Raw genomic sequence first — 17,530 nt, 5'->3', positions numbered from 1 at the left:
TATTTTCGCTGAGTGGAAACGTGGTCTTGTTCGCGGCCCCGATGCGCGGTGTACTCGATGCATGCGAACACAGGTCGCCATCATCGGTGCAGGGCCCGCGGGTCTGCTGCTGTCCCACCTGCTCGGGGAGCAGGGAATCGACTCCGTTCTGATCGAGTCGCGCACGCAGGAGTACGTACTCTCGCGCATTCGCGCCGGCATTCTCGAACATTCGACGGTTCAGCTGCTCGACGACCACGGTCTGGGGGAGCGGTTGCATCGCGAAGGCCACGAGCATCGCGGAATCTATCTGCAGTGGCCGGAAGAGCGGCACCACATCGACTTTCGCGACCTGGTGGACCGAAGCGTGTGGGTGTACGGGCAGACCGAGGTGACCAAGGATCTCGTTGCGGCCCGGGAGAAAGCAGGCCAGCAGATCTTTTACGACGTCTCCGATACCGCGTTGCACGACGTCGACTCCGACTCCCCGTACGTCACGTTCACCGATGCCTCGGGTACTCCGATGCGGATCGACGCGAATGTCGTTGCCGGGTGCGACGGTTCGTTCGGTCCGAGCCGCGCTGCGATGCCGGACTCGGTGCGCAACACCTGGGAGCGAACGTATCCGTTCTCCTGGCTCGGGGTGCTGGCTGACGTCGCGCCCTCGACCGACGAGCTCATCTATGCCTGGCATCAGGACGGATTCGCGATGCACTCCATGCGATCGTCGGCGGTCAGTCGGCTGTATCTGCAGGTGCCGAACGGGACCGACATCGCCACCTGGTCCGACGACCGAATCTGGGATGCATTGGCACGCAGGCTCGGTCACGGGCAGAACGGCTGGGAGCTCACTCCTGGACCGATCACCGAGAAAAGCGTCTTGCCGATGCGCAGCTACGTGCAGACGCCGATGCGACACGGCAACCTCTTTCTGGCCGGCGACGCCGCGCACATCGTGCCGCCGACCGGGGCGAAGGGCCTCAACCTCGCAGTGGCCGACGTCGCCCTGCTGGCACCGGCACTGACGTCGCTGCTGGGCAAGAACGATTCCCGCGCCGCCGATGCCTACAGTGACGACGCGCTCCGACGCGTCTGGCGTTGCACGCACTTCTCCTGGTGGATGACGACGATGCTGCACACCGGCGACGACCCGTTCGATGCGCAGTTGCAGCTCTCGCAGTTGAAATGGGTTGCTTCCAGCGAGGCCGGGGCAACGGGACTGGCGGAGAACTACGCCGGTCTGCCGATCGGCTTCTGACCCTCGAACTCTGCCGAACTCGAAGTTGTGGACGGAATATGCCCGGAATCCATCCATAACTTCGAGTTCGGCGGGAGCTACCGTCGACGATCCAACACGTAGGTCACCGCCACACCGGCGACCAGTCCCCAGAACGGAGCCCCCAGGCCCGCGACGTCGGTTCCCGAGACGGTGACCAGCAGGGTGATCAGCGGCGCGAGTACCGGACGGCCGGTCGAATCGGAGAATGCGGCGGTGAAGGCTCCGCGCAGTGCCTCGAGCATGGCCAGACCGGCGAGGGCGGCGATGAACGTCGCGGGTACCACGGCCAGTCCGCGCACCAACACCGGTGCCAGTACACCCACGACGATAGCCAGTGCGCCGCAGGTCATTCCGGCGATGTACTGCCGCGACCGTTCACCCACAGCGACGAGCAGTGCGTTGGTCGGACCGGCGAGACACGTCGACACCGCACCCAGCGGTGCGACGAGAAGCGACCACACCCCGCACGCGATGGTGACAGCGGTCATCGGAGGCCGATGGCCCGCGGAGCTCAGGACGGCAGCGCCTTGACCGTTCTGCACCGCGACCACGGTGATGGCGAGCGGTATCACCAACTGCGCCATTGCCGCCCCACTGAACGACGGCGCAACGAGTTCGGGCAGACCGATCAGAGGGAGCTCGGCCGCGGGGCCGGTCAGTGGGGTGTATCCGCCGGTGACCGCCAGCGCAGCGAGACCGGCCACCAATGCCGCCAGCACCGGAGGTATGCGCCTCGACCAGACATCGGATCGTGTCAGGGCCAACCACGCCACGACCATGGTGCCCGCGACCAGTACGTTCGACGAAACGGACTGCACCAGTCCGGTTCCGAACGACAGGAACGCGCCTGCAACCATCGCCATCACCACACTGTGCGGCAGAAAGGCCATCAGCTTCGCGACGACACCGGTGGCACCGAGCACGATGATCAGGACCCCCGTCGCGAGATAAGCCCCGACGACTTCCGGCCAGGTCAGCGACGCCAGCGACTGACCGACCAGAACGGTGCCCGGAATGGTCCAGAAAAAGCTCAGCGGCATTCGGTAGACCCAGCTCGCCACCAGGGTGAGAATGCCGTTGAGCACGAACACCCCGAACACCCATGACGCCGTCTGCGCGGCGGTGAGCGAGCCTGCTGCCGCGGCACCCATGATCACCGCAACGGGCCCGGTCGCGCTGAACAGCACGCCGGTCGCCCCTGCACCGACGTACAGCCCGCCGAAGTCCGCGCGCAGAGCACGCAGATTCGGCGGGCGACGTTCCGGTAGGTCGCTCGAGGTCGGCCTCTGGAAAATATCTGTCATTCAGCCACTTTCACCGGTTCTTCGATTGCTGGATCGGATCGACGCAGTGCCCGAACCGCAGGGACGGCTGTGGTGACGAGAGCTCCGAGCAGGGCAACGACGGCGAAGATGTAGAACGCCTGCGAGGACGCGATTCCCGCACCGAGCAGGATACCGCCGAGCAGCGGACCGAGAATGCCGCCGAGGCGTCCGAAACCGGCGCACCATGCGACGCCCGCCGCCCTGGCGGTCGTGGGGTAGTAATTGGAGACGAAGCCGTAAATCAGCACCTGGGTGCCGATAGCGCCGATGCCGGCACCGGCCACGGCGACGAGCAGTACGCCGAGCGGGAAATTCAACGTCAACAACACCAACGACAGTGCGGCAAGGCAGAAGGTGGCGGCGATGACGCGCTGTGGTCCGGTCCGATCGGCGACGCGAGAGGCGATCAATCCACCGATGATGGCACCACCGTTGAGCACCAACAGGAATGACAGCGACCCCTTGGCGTTGTATCCGGCCTCGGACATGATTTGCGGGAGCCAAGTATTGAGGCCGTAGGTCAGCAGCAGGCCGGAGAAGCTCATCAACCCGAGGAGTGCCGTCGGGCGCAGCAGTGGTTTGCGGGCGAGCGCGGCGAATCCGACGCGATCGCCGGCGACTGCGGGCTCGGGCTCGGGCATCGGGATTCCGGTCTTCGCGCAGATCTGCTGGGCATCGGCGACGCGTCCGTGCGCGAGCAACCACCGCGGGGATTCCGGCATACGGAGCACTGCGAGGGGCAGCAGGATGACCAGCGGCAGTGCTCCGATCCAGAACAGTCCGCGCCAACCGATGCTGTCCTGCAGGGCGATTGCGGCCAGAGAAGCCAAGACGCCGCCGGCGGGGATACCGCTGTAGACGATGGCGTTGAACAGATTTCGACGCCCCGCCGGTGCGAACTCGGCGATCATCGCGCCTACCGTGGCGACGAGTCCGCCGACTCCGATTCCGGTGACGAATCGAAGGATTCCGAAAGCGGTGATGTTCTGGGCCAGTGCGGTGGCCCCCATCCCGACCGAGAACCACACGATGCACGTCAGCATCGTTCGCCGACGCCCGATGCGGTCGCCGAAGGCTCCGGCTGTCAAAGCACCCACCATGACTCCGATGAGAGCGTACGAACCGAGGGCACCGGCCTGCTCGGGGCTGAGGGCACCGAGTTGGGTCGAGTCGGCCAGCAGTGTCGGCAGGACGGTTCCGTACACGACGAGGTCGTATCCGTCGAAAACGATTGCTGCGGTGGAGAGTGCGACGATCCAGATCACGCTACGTCGGTGACGGTCGCTGGCCCAGCCGGCGGCTGCGCTGCGGGGCGTCGGAATTGTCGGTGAGGTCATCGACTGTCCTTCGGTAGAGGGCCCGTCGTGGCGGGCGAATGCGGCACCCGGTCGGTGCAGTACGGCAAGTGTGTCGCACTGTGCCCTGGGTCACACCGGGTAAATGCCTAGGATCGACCCAGGGTTCGTGCCGAAAAGCGCTGTTGCACAATCATGGTGGCGTGCTCTCGGATGCACGGGCCGCGGCGAGTTCGGAACGGGATCGAACGCCGAGCTTGGCATAAACACGCGTGAGATGGAATTGCACGGTCTTCACCGACAGGAACAGTTCCGCGGCCACTTCTCGATTGGTCAGACCCGTTGCGACGAGGCTGGATACCGCGTCCTCCTGTGGCGTCAGCGCGTTGTGCGGCCTGTCCTTGAGGATCGCGTGCACTCCACCTGCCTTGAGCTCGCGGTCGCACCGCCGGACGTACGTCGTAGCGCCGAGAGAAAGGTAGTCGTCGCGGGCCGCGGTGACCACCACGTCGGCTTCGCGTCGCTTGCCTGCCCGCCGCAACGTCTGGCCGTACGCGTAGTTCACCCGGGCGCGGTCGTACACCAGGGGCAGTGGCATGAGCGAATCCAAGGCATCCTCGAAAGAGGCTCGCGCAGAGTCCATGTCGCCGGTTGCGCCGTGCCATCTACCCCGCGCACACGCGAGCCGGGCATGTGCCGATCGGTGGCCGCGCTCTGCCACCCGGGCTTCGTGGGGAGTGAGGAAGGCATCGGCTTCGTCGAGCCTGCCCTCCACGATCAGCGCGTTGGCGTACACGTCCGGCCAGGCCCAGAAGCCCGGCTCGGAGACGTCGGCGTGTGCCCATTGCTGTGTCAGCGGACTCAGGGCGCGCAGGACACCGGCATAGTCGGCCCGAGCCTCGGAGATCGCTGCGCGGCCCAGAGCCGTGGGGACGCGCATGATCTCGTAATCTCTAGCGCCGGATTCACCTCGTCGTGAACTCGCCGCGGCGGCATCCCAGTCACCCCGAAGCGCGTGGATCTGCATGGCCGTCCACTGCAGGAGCGGGACGATGAGGGCGGCACCGGAACTGTCGGCCAGGTCGGAGGCGCGTCCGACTATCCGCAGCGCCGCGTCCCATTCTCCGGTGACGAAATACGTGCGGGCCAACCAGGCGTTGGCCCACAGTGCGATTCGGGTGGAGCCGCCGAGGAAGTCCGTCGGTGCCGCTGCTTCCAGTTCGGACCTCGCCAGCTCCACCGAGTCGGTGGCCAGGTGCAGCCAGCCGGCACCCATTTGCACTCGCTGTCCCACGGCTCCGGTGCCGGCCTGTCCCCACAGATCCTCGTAGCTGGCCAATGCTTCTGCGACGCGGCCGGTTCCGGCCAGACCGAGCCCGCGGATGGCCTGCGCCTCGACGGCAGTCGGATGGTCCGAGCCGACGAGTTCGACGGCGCGGTCGGCCCAGTACACCAGTGCGCCGCCGTCGCATCGGGCGAGATTGTGCAGGACCTGGCGATGACAGATGACGGCGGCGACGTCGCGATCGTGGCGGGTTCGGACGAGCTGCCACGCCCGTGTCAATCGGGCGTCGGCCTCCTGCGGGCGGCCCCGCAGAATGGCGAGATAGCCGAGAACGGCGTTGCGGCTCGGTGTTTCGTGCAGACTCTCGATCTCGGCGATGTAGTCCGATGCTCCGCGAACGTCACCGGCACCGATGAGGGCGTCGACGCCGCGCACGAGTCGATCCTCGCGTAGGCCTGCGTCGCCGGACGCTCGGCTCGAGAGCATGAAGAGCCTGGCAGCGGTAGCCCATTCTCCGGTCCGCGCGCGTTCTGCGGCAAGTGATTCGAGCTCGTCGGCCATGTGTGGCTCGGGTAGCAGCGCCGCCTCGGCGCGGTGCGCAAGCCGATCGGCCGGGTCGGATTCGGCGGACGCCGCGGCTCTGTGGACGTCGGCGACGCCGGTTCTGCTCATGGTGGCCAGTACGGCTGCGCGAATCATCCCGTCCGGGCACTCGAGCAGAGTGATACCCGATCGACGGCGCACGAGAACAAGGCCCAGTGCCTCCGCCAGATCGAGTGCAGCACTGGGATCATCGATCTCTGCTACCTCGCACACCGTCGAGACCGGTCGAGCGCCATCGAGCACGGCCACGGCCTGCACCAACCGAACTGTGTCCGCCGAACTCTCGCTCAGTGCCGCTCGCACCGATGCCTGCACGTACTCGGGTGCGGGTAGTTCGGGCCGCACGCCCGTCCACATGTGGCCGGGCAGTTCGGACAGCAGCGCCGACACCTGTTTCGGGCGTCCACCCGTGTGCGCGGTCAGGTGCGCGGCCGACGACGGTGAGAGGATGACGCCGCGCAGCGCAGCGAGTTCTGCGACGTTGTTGCTTCCCAGCGGTTCGACGACGAACCGGGTATCGGCTGCGCGATCGAGTATCTCGTGCGATTCGATGCTCCCCGCGGGCAGAATTCGACGGATGCACACCACGGCGATCTTCGAGTCGCGGTGGCGTCGGACGGTAGAGGCAAGTACGCGAAGCGAATCCGCGTCGGCGTCCTGAGCGTCGTCGATCAACACGGCGGTCACCGAGGGGCCGTTGCTGCCTGCGATTCGCTCCGGCAGCGTCCGGCCGTCGGCGATGTCGATCTCGGGGAAGCATTGGTGCGCGATCTCCCACGGCCTGCTCGTCTCCCACGGTACGGCGGACACCTGCCGGACGCGCGGGCGAGGCTCGGCCGCGTCGAGGCGGGCAGCCAGCTCTCGCAGCACCGCGGTCTTGCCGACACCTGCCGCGCCGTCCACGACGACGAACCTCGATCGGGCGTCGGCGTCCTGCACCTCGTCCACCAGCGCATCGAGCAGCTCGCCACGGGCAACGAGCGGCGCGGGGGACATGAGCTCACCGTAGCGGTGACGTGCGGGTACGTCCGGCAATCGAACCGACATCGCGCACACTCAGCCCGGGTCGCCGCCGGCGACGGGGAGCACCGTACCGGTGATGTACGACGCCTCGTCGGAGGCCAGGAAGCAGATCGCCGCGGCCTGCTCGTCCAGTGTCCCGTAGCGCTTGAGCAGGGACGAGTCGACGGTCTGATCGACGATGGCCTGGTACCACTGCTGTTCCTGATCGGTGCTCGGCGCAGGTCCGCGAGCGACTCGGCGCGGCGGTGCCTCGGTCCCTCCGGGCGCGGTCGCGACCACCCTGACCCCGTGCGGAGCCGCCTCCAGTGCGAGTGCCGAGGTGATGGCGTTGACTCCACCCTTGGCTGCGGCGTAGGGAACTCGGTGCACTCCGCGGGTCGCGACCGAGGAGACGTTGACGATGGTTCCGGTGCCTTTCGAGATCATGTGCGGGATCACCGCGCGACACGACCAGAGTGTGGGGAACAGCGAGCGCGAGATCTCCTTCTCGACCTGTTCCGGTGGGTACTCCGCGAACGGCTTCGCCCAGATGGTCCCGCCCACCACATGGATCGACACGTCCACTCGTCCGTGCGCGACCAGCGCCGCGTCCACGGCGCTCGACGCACCGGCCCAGGTTTCGAGATCGGCCAGCACACTGGATGATTCGGTGCCGTCGCGGCCGAGCTCGGCGCTCAGTTCCTCGACGAGTTCGGAGCGATCGGCCAGCATCAGGGTGCCGCCCTCCGCGGCGATCCTGCGTGCGACGCACTCTCCGATGCCCTGCGCCGCACCGGTGATCAGGACGACCTTCCCGGCGAACCGGCCCGGGCTGACGAATCTGGGTCGCTTGCTCGCGGCCGAGTCGTGCATGGCACGCTTCATCGTGGTCTTGGAGCGGTCGGCATGGTCGGCGATCAAGGTGCGAGCGCGTTCTCGGTCGCCTGCCTCGAAAGCGTCGACGATGTCGAGATGATCCTGGGCGCACAACGGGTCACACCACGTCGCGTTGCGGAGCACGTCCTCCATCGCAGCTTCGACCCCGAGGGCCCGATATGCCTGCAGCAGATGCTCGTTGCGTGTCTGGGTGAACAGGTAGTCGTGGAAGGCGGCGTTGGTTTCGGTGTACGCGGCGGCGTCGACGAAGCGATCGCCGTCCACGTAGCGGGTGGTGGCCTCCGCGAGCAATCGGTAGCCCGCGATCTGCTGGGAGCTGAGCCTGCCGATGACCAACTCCAGTGCGCCGAGTTCGAGTGCGCGTCGGGCCTCGAACACCGCATCGGATTCGTGCACCGAAGGATGTTCCTCGCCGATCTCGTAGTCGACGGTGGCTGCGGCAGGCTCGACCCGGTCGAACAACGGCTCGATATCTCGGACCGGCCATATGCGTTGACCGGCGACCGACTGGGCATCGGGTGTGACGGCGAGACCGTCCGAGGCCTCGTCGAGTGGGTCGGCGCTTCCGGTGCCGTGGGAGACGATGCGCTGCCGGGCGATCGAGGTGATGGCGAGGGCTTCGTCGCTCGCCGAGATCGCAGTGCCGGCGCGGAGGGGATTCTCGTCGCGAGCATCGAAGAGCGTTCGGCCGCAGACGGATCGAGCGTCGGTGGCAGGCCGGTCCTCGGTGACGAGGTCTTGCGCTTCGGCACCCGTCGCGGGAACCCGTTCGACCGCAACGGGCGTGGAGTCCACAGCAATCGGCTCCTCGACGGGATCAGGACGCTCGACGGCCGGGGCAGACGGCGCGAACTTCTCGTAGTAGAAGCCGGTCGGTTCGATTCCCGACTCGGCGAAGTGCGTACGCACGGCCTCCACCATCGGCGGAGGACCGCACAGGTAGACGGCAACATCGCCGTCGTACAGGTGTTCCTCGCTCAGCAGCGACGTGACGTAGCCCTTGTTCGCGGCCGTGCTGTTCGGATCCGACACACAGTGATCGAAAGTGAACGCATCGAGTTGCGAGGCGAGTGCGGCCAGCTCGTCGAGGAGTACGACGTCCTCGTCGGTGCTGACGCCGTAGACCAGATGCACGGGACGCGAGGATGATTCGGCGGCCAAGGTGCGCAGGATCGACAGGATGGGAGCCAAGCCGGTTCCGCCGGCCAACAGCAGCGCGGGCCGTTGCGCTTCCCGAAGGAAGAAGCTGCCGTGCGGCCCGGTGAACGAGATCTTGTCCCCGACGGCTGCGGCGTCGGCCAGGTAGGTCGACATCGACCCGTCGGGGGTCAGCTTCACCAGGAACTCGAGCTCTTCGGATCCGGACACGCAGCTGAACGAGTACGACCGGGTCTGCTCCGATCCGGGCACGGTGATGTTGACGTACTGGCCCGGTAGGAAGGTGAGTTCGTCGCCCTGCGGTGCCTCGACGGCCAGGCGGACCGTCGTCGGTGAGAGTCGGTCGACTGCGGTGACCACGGTTTCGTGCGTCGCCGCTCGGGTTTTCGCAACCGCGGAGGTGCTGGCGATCTGGAGTACGAGGTCGGACTTCGGAGTCATGCTGCACGGCAGGCAGTAGCCCTGCTCCGATTCGCCGGCGCTGAGCGCGTCGTCGAGGTACGTGCCGCCGTCGAAGTCGCCGGATTCGCACAGTGCCTTGCAGGTTCCGCACGCCCCGTCCCGGCAGTCGAGGGGGATGTTGATTCGCGACCGATAGGCGGCGTCGGCGACGGTCTGGCCGTCGGAACAGGTGATGAATCGGGTGACGCCGTCCTCGAAGGACAGTGCGACGGAATGTCTCACGAGGGGTCTCCTTTCCTGATCAGAAGTGATAGATGTCGACGACGTGGTGGATGTAGTCGTTCTTGAGCACCACGGTCTTGCGGCGGATCAACGGTGATTCGCCCGAGAAGTCGATGGTGTAGAAGGACGTCCCGTAGTACGGATCGATCGTCTTGTATCGGAAGTACATCGTGTGCCAGTTGAAACGCACATCGACCAGGTCGCCTCGGCGTTCGATCACCTCGACGTTGCTGATGTTGTGACTCGTGCGCGGCTCGGGAATCGAGGTGGCACTGGAGCGCTCGGTGCGGATGCGGAACACGCGGTCCTCGAGGCCACCCTTGTTCTCGTAGTAGATCAGCGAGATGTCGGTCTGCGGATCCTCGGTGAGCAGATCGTCGTCGCCCCAGCAGGGCATCCAGTACTCGACGTCGTCGGCGTAGCAGGTGAGCCAGAGTTCGAACTCCCGGTCGTCGAGGTATCGGGCCTCGCGGTAGAGGAACTGCTCGATCGCGCTCTGCGTGATGCGAGTTTCGGTGGAGGTCATGTCATTTCACCCGGCTCTCGGTAGCTGTCCTGTCGATGGCAGCGAGCAGGGTGCTGCGCCAGTAGCCGTGCTGAACGGGGAAGAGTCCCTCGTCCTCGTTCTTGACTCCCGCGGAGACCACCCCGTGCATGTCCAGTGCTTCGGCCACTGGATCCGGCCCGGTCAGCCAGTGCTCGGCACCGCGGCTCATGTCGTTCCACGGCGCATTGGTCGCCTGGAACGTCAGCTGGCAGGAGCGGAATTCTTCCAGGTCGTCGGGGGTGGCCATGCCGGACGCGTTGAAGAAGTCCTCGTACTGCCGAATGCGGTGCGAGCGAGCCTCTTTGCTCTCACCCTTGGGAGCGATGCAGTAGATGGTGACCTCGGTCTTGTCCGGCGCGATCGGGCGGAAGTGCCTGATCTGGGTGCTGAACTGATCCATCAGGTACACGTTCGGGTACAGGCACAGGTTGCGTGAGCCCTTCACCATGAATTCGCCCTTGGCATCGCCGAATTGCTCCTTGAGCGCATCCATCTGGTCCCACAGCGGCCGATCCTGGGGGTTGGCGGCCCACGTCCACAGGCACAGGTGCCCGTTGGGGTAGGACCAGTAGCCGCCACCGGACTTGCCCCAGCCGCCTGCGTCGAGGGCCTTGGTGGTGTTCTTCGATTCGCCGTTGTTGCGCCGCGAGGTGGTCGCGGCATAGTTCCAGTGCACGGCACTGACGTGATATCCGTCGGCACCGTTCTCGGCCTGCACCTTCCAGTTGCCGTCGAAGGTGTAGGTCGAGGAACCCCGCAGTACTTCGAGACCGTCCGGTGATTGATCGACGAGCATGTCGATGACCTTGGTGGTGTCGCCGAGGTGCTCGGCGAGCGTCGATACGTCGTCGTTCAGGCTGGCGAACAGGAACCCTCGGTAGCTCTCGAACCTCGGCACCTTGGTGAGGTTGTGCGAGCCGTCGACATCGAACGTGTCCGGATAGCCGGCACCCTCGGGATCTTTGACTTTGAGGAGTGTGCCGTCGTTGCGAAATGTCCAGCCGTGGAACGGACATGTGAGGGTGGGGCGATTGTCGGTCTTCCGGCGGCACAGCATCGCGCCACGGTGCGCACAGGCGTTGATGAGGCAGTGCAGCTCCCCGTCCTTGTCGCGGGTGATGACCACCGGCTGACGACCCATGTGCACGGTGAAGTAGTCGCCGTTGTTCGGAATCTGGCTCTCGTGGGCGATGTAGATCCAGTTGCCCTCGAAGATGTGCTTCATCTCGAGCTCGAAGATCTCCTCGTCGGTGAAGATGCTCCGATTGGCTCGATAGATGCCGGCGTCGGCATCGTCGATCACCGCTCCGTCGATGGCGGCGTGCGCCTGATCCAAGATTTCCGTCATGGTCGTGTCCTCGCTGTCGTTCGATTCCGCGGCGGTGCAAGTCGCGTGGCGGTTGTCTCCGACTCTGACACCGAGTGGCACCGGTCACACCAGGGCTTTGCCTAGGCTCGACCAGGGTGCCTATTGATCACGTTCACTTATCAATCGACCGGAAATAGGTCTTTGCCGTCGATGGATGTGCGGCTTACTGTGGGCAGGGTCACGCCGAGGAGTACGTCGGCTCGGAACGCGATATCGGAGAGGAAGTCACCGTGGAGCTGCGGCACCTGTATCAGTTCGTGGCGGTGGCCGAGACGTGCCACTTCGGTCAGGCCGCCAAGCGCCTGCATCTGGCGCAGCCGGCGCTCTCCCAGTCGGTTCGTCAACTCGAGGCAGAACTCGGCGTCACGCTGCTCACTCGCACCACACGGCAGGTCAGCCTGACGCCTGCGGGCGAGTTCTTCTACCGCGAGACGGTCCGAAACCTGGAGAACATCGAGCGAAGCACCCACGGTGTTCGACGCATCGCCGAGGGGCGCTACGGGCTGGTGCGTATCGGTTTCACCGGTACCGCTGCCTTCGATCAGCTGCCGCCGATCGCCAGAGCGATCAAGCAGCGCCTGCCCGGGCTCGCACTCGAGGTCCACGGGGATCTGCTCACTCCTGCTCAGGTGGAGGGGCTGCGCTCCGAGCAACTCGACGTGGCGGTACTGCGGCCGCCCGTGGCGGGCGACGATCTGGTCATCCGCACCATCACCACCGAATCTCTTTTGCTGGCAGTGCCCGTCGACCATCGGTACGCCGCCGAGGCCGCACTCGAGGTAGCAGACCTCGCCTACGAGGACTTCGTGATGTACGCGGACTCGCATTCGGTGGTCAACGAGGCAGTTCTACGTAGTTGCCGCGCAGCGGGTTTCAGCCCCCGGCGTGAGCACGAGGCCCCCGACACGTCCGTGTTGCTGGCCCTGGTCGCTGCCGGGCTCGGGGTGGCTCTCGTTCCGGAATCCGTCCGAGCACTGCAACTCACCGGGGTCGTCTTCCGTGACATCGCGGGCGCAAGCACCATAGATCTGGCATTGGCCTGGCATCGCGACCGACCGTCGGCCCTCGTCGACGCATTGGTCGGCGCTCTCGAAGAGGCCGGGGTCCTGCCCCGCGTCGACACGCTTTCTCCATCACCCGACCCGAAGGCAGTTCTATGAAGATCGTTGCAGTCGAGGCGATTCCGTACAGCATTCCGTATGTCAAACCGTTGAAATTCGCCAGCGGAGAGGTGCACGCCGCCGAGCACGTGCTGGTTCGAGTGCACACCGACGACGGTATCGTCGGCACCGCAGACGCGCCCCCACGTCCCTTCACCTACGGCGAAACTCAGCGCGGAATCGTCGCGGTAATCGAAAGCCTCTTCACCCCAGCGATTCTCGGACTGACCCTGCTCGATCGGGAAGTGATCCGTTCCAGGCTGACCCGCACCGTGGGCAACCCGGTGGCGAAGGCTGCGATCGACATGGCCGTCTGGGACGCGCTCGGCCGCACCCTCGACCTGTCCGTCACCGAGATGCTCGGCGGATACACCGACCGGATGCGGGTGAGCCATATGCTCGGATTCGACACTCCGGCAGCAATGGTCGACGAGGCGACTCGAATGCGCGACACCTACGGAATCGAGGTGTTCAAGATCAAGGTCGGTCGCCGGCCCGTAGCCCTCGACACCGCCGTCGTGCGCGCGCTCAGGGAAGGTCTCGGCAAGGGCGTCGAACTGTACGTGGACGGCAATCGCGGCTGGACTGCTGCAGAATCGGCACGCGCCATGAAGGACATGGCCGATCTCGGACTCACCCTTGCCGAGGAACTGTGCCCGGCCGACGATGTTCTCGGTCGCCGCTGGCTGGTGCAGCAACTCGATGTCCCCTTCGTCGCAGACGAATCGGCCACCACGCCTGCCGAAGTGACTCGCGAGATCCTCGGGGGATCGGCGACGGCGGTGAGCATCAAGACCGCCCGCACGGGGTTCACCGACTCGACGCGAATCCATCACCTGTGCGAGGGCCTCGGCCTGGATGTGGTGATGGGCAACCAGATCGACGGTCAACTCGGCTCGGCCTGCACCGTTGCCTTCGGTGCCGCCTTCGACCTGACGTCGCGTCGAGCCGGGGAACTTTCGAACTTCCTCGACATGAGCGACGACCTGGTGACCGAGCCGCTCGAGATCCGCGACGGAGAACTCACCGTCCCCACCGGTTCCGGTCACGGCATCGACATCGACCCCCACAAACTCTCCACCTACCGCATCGACACCTAGCCCCGAGAACGAGGAGTTTCACCATGAGTATCGACCACGCAGCATCGACAGATCTGTCCGCGGAGGTGGCCACCGCCGCCGCGTCCGGCGCGAACGCCACCCAGCGCTTCACCTCCGACAAGCAAGCCGCTGCCGACACCCCACCCGAGCGCGTGAGTCTGCTTGCTCGCCAGGTCATTTCGGCGATCCATGACACCGTCCGCGAACACAAGGTCACGTACGACGAGTACAACGCCCTCAAGGCATGGCTGATCAACGTCGGGCAGACCGGAGAGTGGCCGCTCTTCCTCGACGTATGGGTGGAACACGTCGTCGAGGAGGTGGCAGGAGAGTCCCGCGAGGGCAGCAAGGGCACCATCGAGGGCCCCTACTACGTTCCCGATGCACCCGAACTCGGTTCCGCGGCGATCCTGCCCACCCGCGACAGCGAGAAAGGCACCCCGCTGCTGTTCAAGGGGCAGGTGCGCGGCGTCGACGGTGCCGCGCTGCCCCATGCAGTCATCGAGATCTGGCATGCCGACGCCGACGGCTTCTATTCGCAGTTCGCACCCGGCATCCCGGAGTGGAACCTGCGCGGCACGGTCACTGCAGATGATCAGGGACAGTTCTGGATTCACACGATGAAGCCGGCGCCGTACCAGATTCCGACCGACGGAGCGTGTGGAAACCTGATCTCCGCTGCCGGCTGGCATCCGTGGCGTCCGGCGCACCTGCACCTCAAGGTCGCCGCAGCAGGCCATCAGCAGATCACCACCCAGCTCTATTTTCCCGGTGACGCCCACAACGACGACGACGTCGCGAGTGCGGTCAAGCCCGAGCTCATTCTCGACACGCACGACGTCGACGGCGGACAGGAAGTCACCTACGACTTCGTTCTCGACAAGGCCTGAGCGGCATGCTGTTTGCAGTGAAGATGGACGTCGCGCTCCCGCAGGATCTCGATGCGGACGTGCGAACCGACACCCTCGCCCGAGAGAAGGCGTACTCGCAGCAGTTGCAGCGCGACGGCGAATGGGTGAACATCTGGCGGCTCGTGGGCCAGTACTCGAATCTGAGCATCTTCGATGTGCGGGACAACGAGCGACTCCACGAGATTCTATGGAATCTGCCGCTGTTTCCGTACATGAGCATCGACGTGACTCCGCTCGCCGCGCACCCTTCGGACATCGCCGCGGGGTGAAATCAACCTCCCGCCTCGTCGAACTCGCAGTTGTGCACGATATTGGGCCGAAATCCCTGCACAACTGCGAGTTCGGCACTCCGGCGACGGTCTCGGGACCTAGGCTGACGCCATGCGTATCGACGAGTATCGCAAGTACGACGGCCTCGGCCTGGCAAAACTGGTAGCCGACGGTGAGGTGACGCCGCGCGAGTTGCTCGATTGTGCTCTGGCACAGACCACATCGATCGACCCGTCGCTCAATTCGATCGTGCGCCTCATGTCGGAGCAGGCGGACGAGCAACTGACGGGAACGCTCGACGGGCCGTTCGCCGGTGTGCCGTTCCTGATCAAGGATCTCTCTCAGGACTACGCCGGGGTGCCCACCGCGAGCGGATCCCGCTCGTTGACGAATCTGCCGATGCCCGAGCACGCAACGGTGGTGCAGCGCTGGCTCGACGCAGGCCTGGTCATCTTCGGCAAAACCAACACCCCGGAGTTCGGTGCCAAGGGAATCACCGAGCCGACCGTCTTCGGCCCGGCTCGAAACCCATGGGACCCCAGCCGAACTCCCGGCGGCTCGTCGGGCGGATCGGCCGCTGCGGTCGCGGCCGGGATCGTCCCGGTGGCAGGGGCCAGCGACGGTGGCGGTTCGATTCGCATTCCGTCGTCGTGCTGCGGGCTCGTCGGCCTCAAGCCCGGCCGCGGGCTGGTGCCGTCGGGACCGACGTTCGGTGAGGCGATGCACGGAGCGGCAGTGCAGGGCGTCGTGTCGAGGTCGGTACGCGACACCGCCAAGATGCTCGACGTGTTGGCCGGTGGCGAGGCGACATCCGGTTACTCGCCCGCCCGGCCGGACGGGAGCTTCCTGTCACGGACGGAGCAGGATCCCAAGTCCTTAAAAATCGGCATGTACGCGGCGACGTCGGTGAATCCGAGTCCGGATCCGCAGGCCGTCGCTGCGATGGAGTCTGCCGCCAAGACACTGACCGAACTCGGCCACACCGTCGAACTTCTCGACGCCCCGCCGTACGACGATGCCCGCCTCAATCGCGAGTTCCTGCTGGCCTGGTTCACCTATCTGGCCTACGAGATGGACGAGGTCAAGCGTCGAACCGGTTGCGGTGACGATTCTTTCGAGCGGGACACCCGGATCATGGCGGCGCTGGGAAGATCCGCCAGTGGCGTCGACTACCTCCAGGCGGTGGAAGGTCGCCACGTGCACGTGCGGGCTCTGGCCACGTACTTCGAGACCTACGATCTGCTGCTGACCCCGACGATTGCCGAGCTACCGCCGAAGATCGGTGCATTCGACCTCGCGAAGCCACTGGAAATGGCGTCGGACTTGTTGTTGCGCAGTAGAACCGCCGGTTTGCTTCGGCACACCGGCATCGTCGACCAGATGATCGACGACAACATCTCGTGGATTCCGTACACCCAACTCGCCAACGTCACCGGCCGCCCGGCGCTGTCGCTTCCGCTGCACTGGACGCCGAGCGGACTCCCGATGGGTGCGCACTTCACCGCTCCGCTGGGCGGCGAAGCATTGCTCGTCCAACTGGCCGGACAGTTGGAACGAGCCGTGCCGTGGGCCCACCACTACGCCGATATCGGTCAGCGGGTAGCCCCCAGCTGAGCCTTTCCGAGGATGCCCGACGGCCGCTGCCGCACCTGGCCGTCGACGATGTCGACGACCCCTCCTGCCCACTCGGGATCGGTGTCGGCGGCAGCCTGGGGATCGGCGTGGGCATCGGTGCCCTCCTCGGCGGTCACGGTGATCGAACGCTGCAGTGCCTCCTCGACGCTCATCAGCGACGTACCGGGCTCGGCGAACACTTCCGTTGCCGCGTTCCCGCGGCGCACCACCATGTCGTGGGTGAGGCTGTCGACCAGCGAGATCACCGTGCCGGGAGGCATGCCGGTGATGATGGCGACGGCGCGCCCCACCAATCCCGTCGGCAACAGCGGCACCGGAATCTGTGCGCGACGCAGACCGGCAACGCTGCCGTACGCCTGCAGCAGCTCCGGGTAGCTCATCGTTTCGGTTCCACCGATGTCGAACGTTCCCGGGCGTGCGGTGTCGCCGAGGGCGCGGGCGATGATGGCGACCACGTCGACTACGGCGATGGGCTGCACCTGCCTGCGCATCCACGTCGGAATCGGCGTCAGCGGTAGACGCTCGGTCATGCGACGCACCAACTCGAACGAGGTCGATCCGGAACCAAGGATGATCGCCGCGCGCAGCACGGTGGCGTCGACCGAACTGTCGAGGAACACCTCCTCGACCTGCAGGCGAGAGCGCAGATGATCCGAGAGCGGGGTGCCGTCGTCGGGGATGAGGCCGGAGAGGTAGACGATCCGGCGCAGGCCGTTGCGCTCGGCGGCGGCGGCCATGGACTGCGCGGCGTGGCGATCCTTCTCGACGAAGTCGCCCTCGTCCATCGAGTGCACCAGGTAGACGACGGCGTCGACATTCTCGGTCGCGGTGTCGAAGGTCTCGTGATCGTCGAGGTCGAAGTGCACCGCGGTGACGTGCGCGCCCCAGGCGAAGCGAGATTTCTTGCTCGGATCGCGCATGGCCGCGTGCACCTCGTGGCCCTGCTCGAGAAGGACCGGGATCAGCCGGGATCCGATGTATCCGGTTGCACCGGTGACCAGTACTCGCATGAGATTTCTCGTTTCTGTAGG

General features: G+C 65.7%; 13 protein-coding genes. 6 read left to right on the top strand and 7 right to left on the bottom strand.

Features of this window, described 5'->3' with window-relative positions; genetic code table 11:
* Positions 1–61: 61 nt before the first annotated feature.
* Positions 62–1,237 (top strand): 4-hydroxybenzoate 3-monooxygenase, encoded by a 1,176-nt coding sequence (locus tag QM615_RS12580; RefSeq protein ID WP_283347393.1) that lies wholly within the window; start codon positions 62–64, stop codon positions 1,235–1,237.
* 77 nt (positions 1,238–1,314) lie between these two features.
* On the opposite strand, the gene QM615_RS12575 is transcribed toward QM615_RS12580, so the two are convergent.
* The 6 genes from QM615_RS12575 to benA all read right to left on the bottom strand — a co-directional run bounded on the left by QM615_RS12575 (position 1,315) and on the right by benA (position 11,402).
* Complete coding sequence (locus QM615_RS12575; protein WP_068054365.1) at positions 1,315–2,562, bottom strand: benzoate/H(+) symporter BenE family transporter; 1,248 nt, start codon at positions 2,560–2,562, stop codon at positions 1,315–1,317.
* The gene (locus QM615_RS12570) at positions 2,559–3,920 is read right to left on the bottom strand and encodes an MFS transporter (RefSeq protein WP_068054368.1); all 1,362 of its coding nucleotides are present in this window, start codon (positions 3,918–3,920) and stop codon (positions 2,559–2,561) included. Before QM615_RS12570 ends, QM615_RS12575 begins: the two co-directional genes overlap by 4 nt.
* Positions 3,921–4,071: 151 nt before the next feature.
* The gene (locus tag QM615_RS12565; RefSeq protein ID WP_068054431.1) at positions 4,072–6,762 is read right to left on the bottom strand and encodes a LuxR C-terminal-related transcriptional regulator; all 2,691 of its coding nucleotides are present in this window, start codon (positions 6,760–6,762) and stop codon (positions 4,072–4,074) included.
* 60 nt (positions 6,763–6,822) lie between these two features.
* On the bottom strand, positions 6,823–9,507 hold the full coding sequence (gene benC / locus QM615_RS12560) for a benzoate 1,2-dioxygenase electron transfer component BenC (RefSeq protein WP_283347392.1): 2,685 nt from the start codon (positions 9,505–9,507) through the stop codon (positions 6,823–6,825).
* Between the two features lie 19 nt (positions 9,508–9,526).
* Positions 9,527–10,033, bottom strand: coding sequence for a benzoate 1,2-dioxygenase small subunit (benB, locus tag QM615_RS12555; RefSeq protein WP_094638854.1), 507 nt, complete (start codon positions 10,031–10,033; stop codon positions 9,527–9,529).
* A 1-nt stretch (position 10,034) separates the two neighbouring features.
* Positions 10,035–11,402 carry a benzoate 1,2-dioxygenase large subunit gene (benA, locus tag QM615_RS12550; RefSeq protein ID WP_283347391.1) on the bottom strand — a complete coding sequence of 456 codons (1,368 nt, stop codon included), beginning with the start codon at positions 11,400–11,402 and terminating at the stop codon, positions 10,035–10,037.
* A 251-nt stretch (positions 11,403–11,653) separates the two neighbouring features.
* On the opposite strand from benA, the gene QM615_RS12545 reads away from it, so the two are divergent.
* The 5 genes from QM615_RS12545 (at position 11,654) to QM615_RS12525 (ending at position 16,478) form a co-directional block, all read left to right on the top strand.
* Complete coding sequence (locus QM615_RS12545) at positions 11,654–12,583, top strand: LysR family transcriptional regulator (RefSeq protein ID WP_068054375.1); 930 nt, start codon at positions 11,654–11,656, stop codon at positions 12,581–12,583.
* Positions 12,580–13,683: a mandelate racemase/muconate lactonizing enzyme family protein gene (locus QM615_RS12540; RefSeq protein WP_283347390.1), complete on the top strand. Its 1,104-nt coding sequence runs from the start codon at positions 12,580–12,582 to the stop codon at positions 13,681–13,683. The genes QM615_RS12545 and QM615_RS12540 overlap by 4 nt, the downstream gene beginning before the upstream one ends.
* Before the next feature lie 23 nt (positions 13,684–13,706).
* Positions 13,707–14,573, top strand: coding sequence for a catechol 1,2-dioxygenase (catA, locus tag QM615_RS12535; RefSeq protein WP_283347389.1), 867 nt, complete (start codon positions 13,707–13,709; stop codon positions 14,571–14,573).
* 5 nt (positions 14,574–14,578) lie between these two features.
* Positions 14,579–14,863 carry a muconolactone Delta-isomerase gene (catC, locus tag QM615_RS12530; RefSeq protein ID WP_068054383.1) on the top strand — a complete coding sequence of 95 codons (285 nt, stop codon included), beginning with the start codon at positions 14,579–14,581 and terminating at the stop codon, positions 14,861–14,863.
* Between the two features lie 112 nt (positions 14,864–14,975).
* Positions 14,976–16,478 (top strand): amidase, encoded by a 1,503-nt coding sequence (locus QM615_RS12525; RefSeq protein ID WP_283347388.1) that lies wholly within the window; start codon positions 14,976–14,978, stop codon positions 16,476–16,478.
* Here QM615_RS12525 and QM615_RS12520 read toward each other — a convergent pair.
* Entirely contained in the window at positions 16,457–17,509 is a 1,053-nt protein-coding gene (locus QM615_RS12520; protein ID WP_283347387.1) for an NAD(P)H-binding protein, read from the bottom strand. The genes QM615_RS12525 and QM615_RS12520 overlap by 22 nt on opposite strands.
* Positions 17,510–17,530: the final 21 nt, after the last annotated feature.

Source organism: Rhodococcus sp. IEGM 1341 (assembly GCF_030056895.1).
Lineage (GTDB): Bacteria > Actinomycetota > Actinomycetes > Mycobacteriales > Mycobacteriaceae > Rhodococcoides.
The sequence above is the reverse complement of the archived record's forward strand: the minus strand, read 5'-3'. Positions and strand labels throughout refer to the sequence as shown.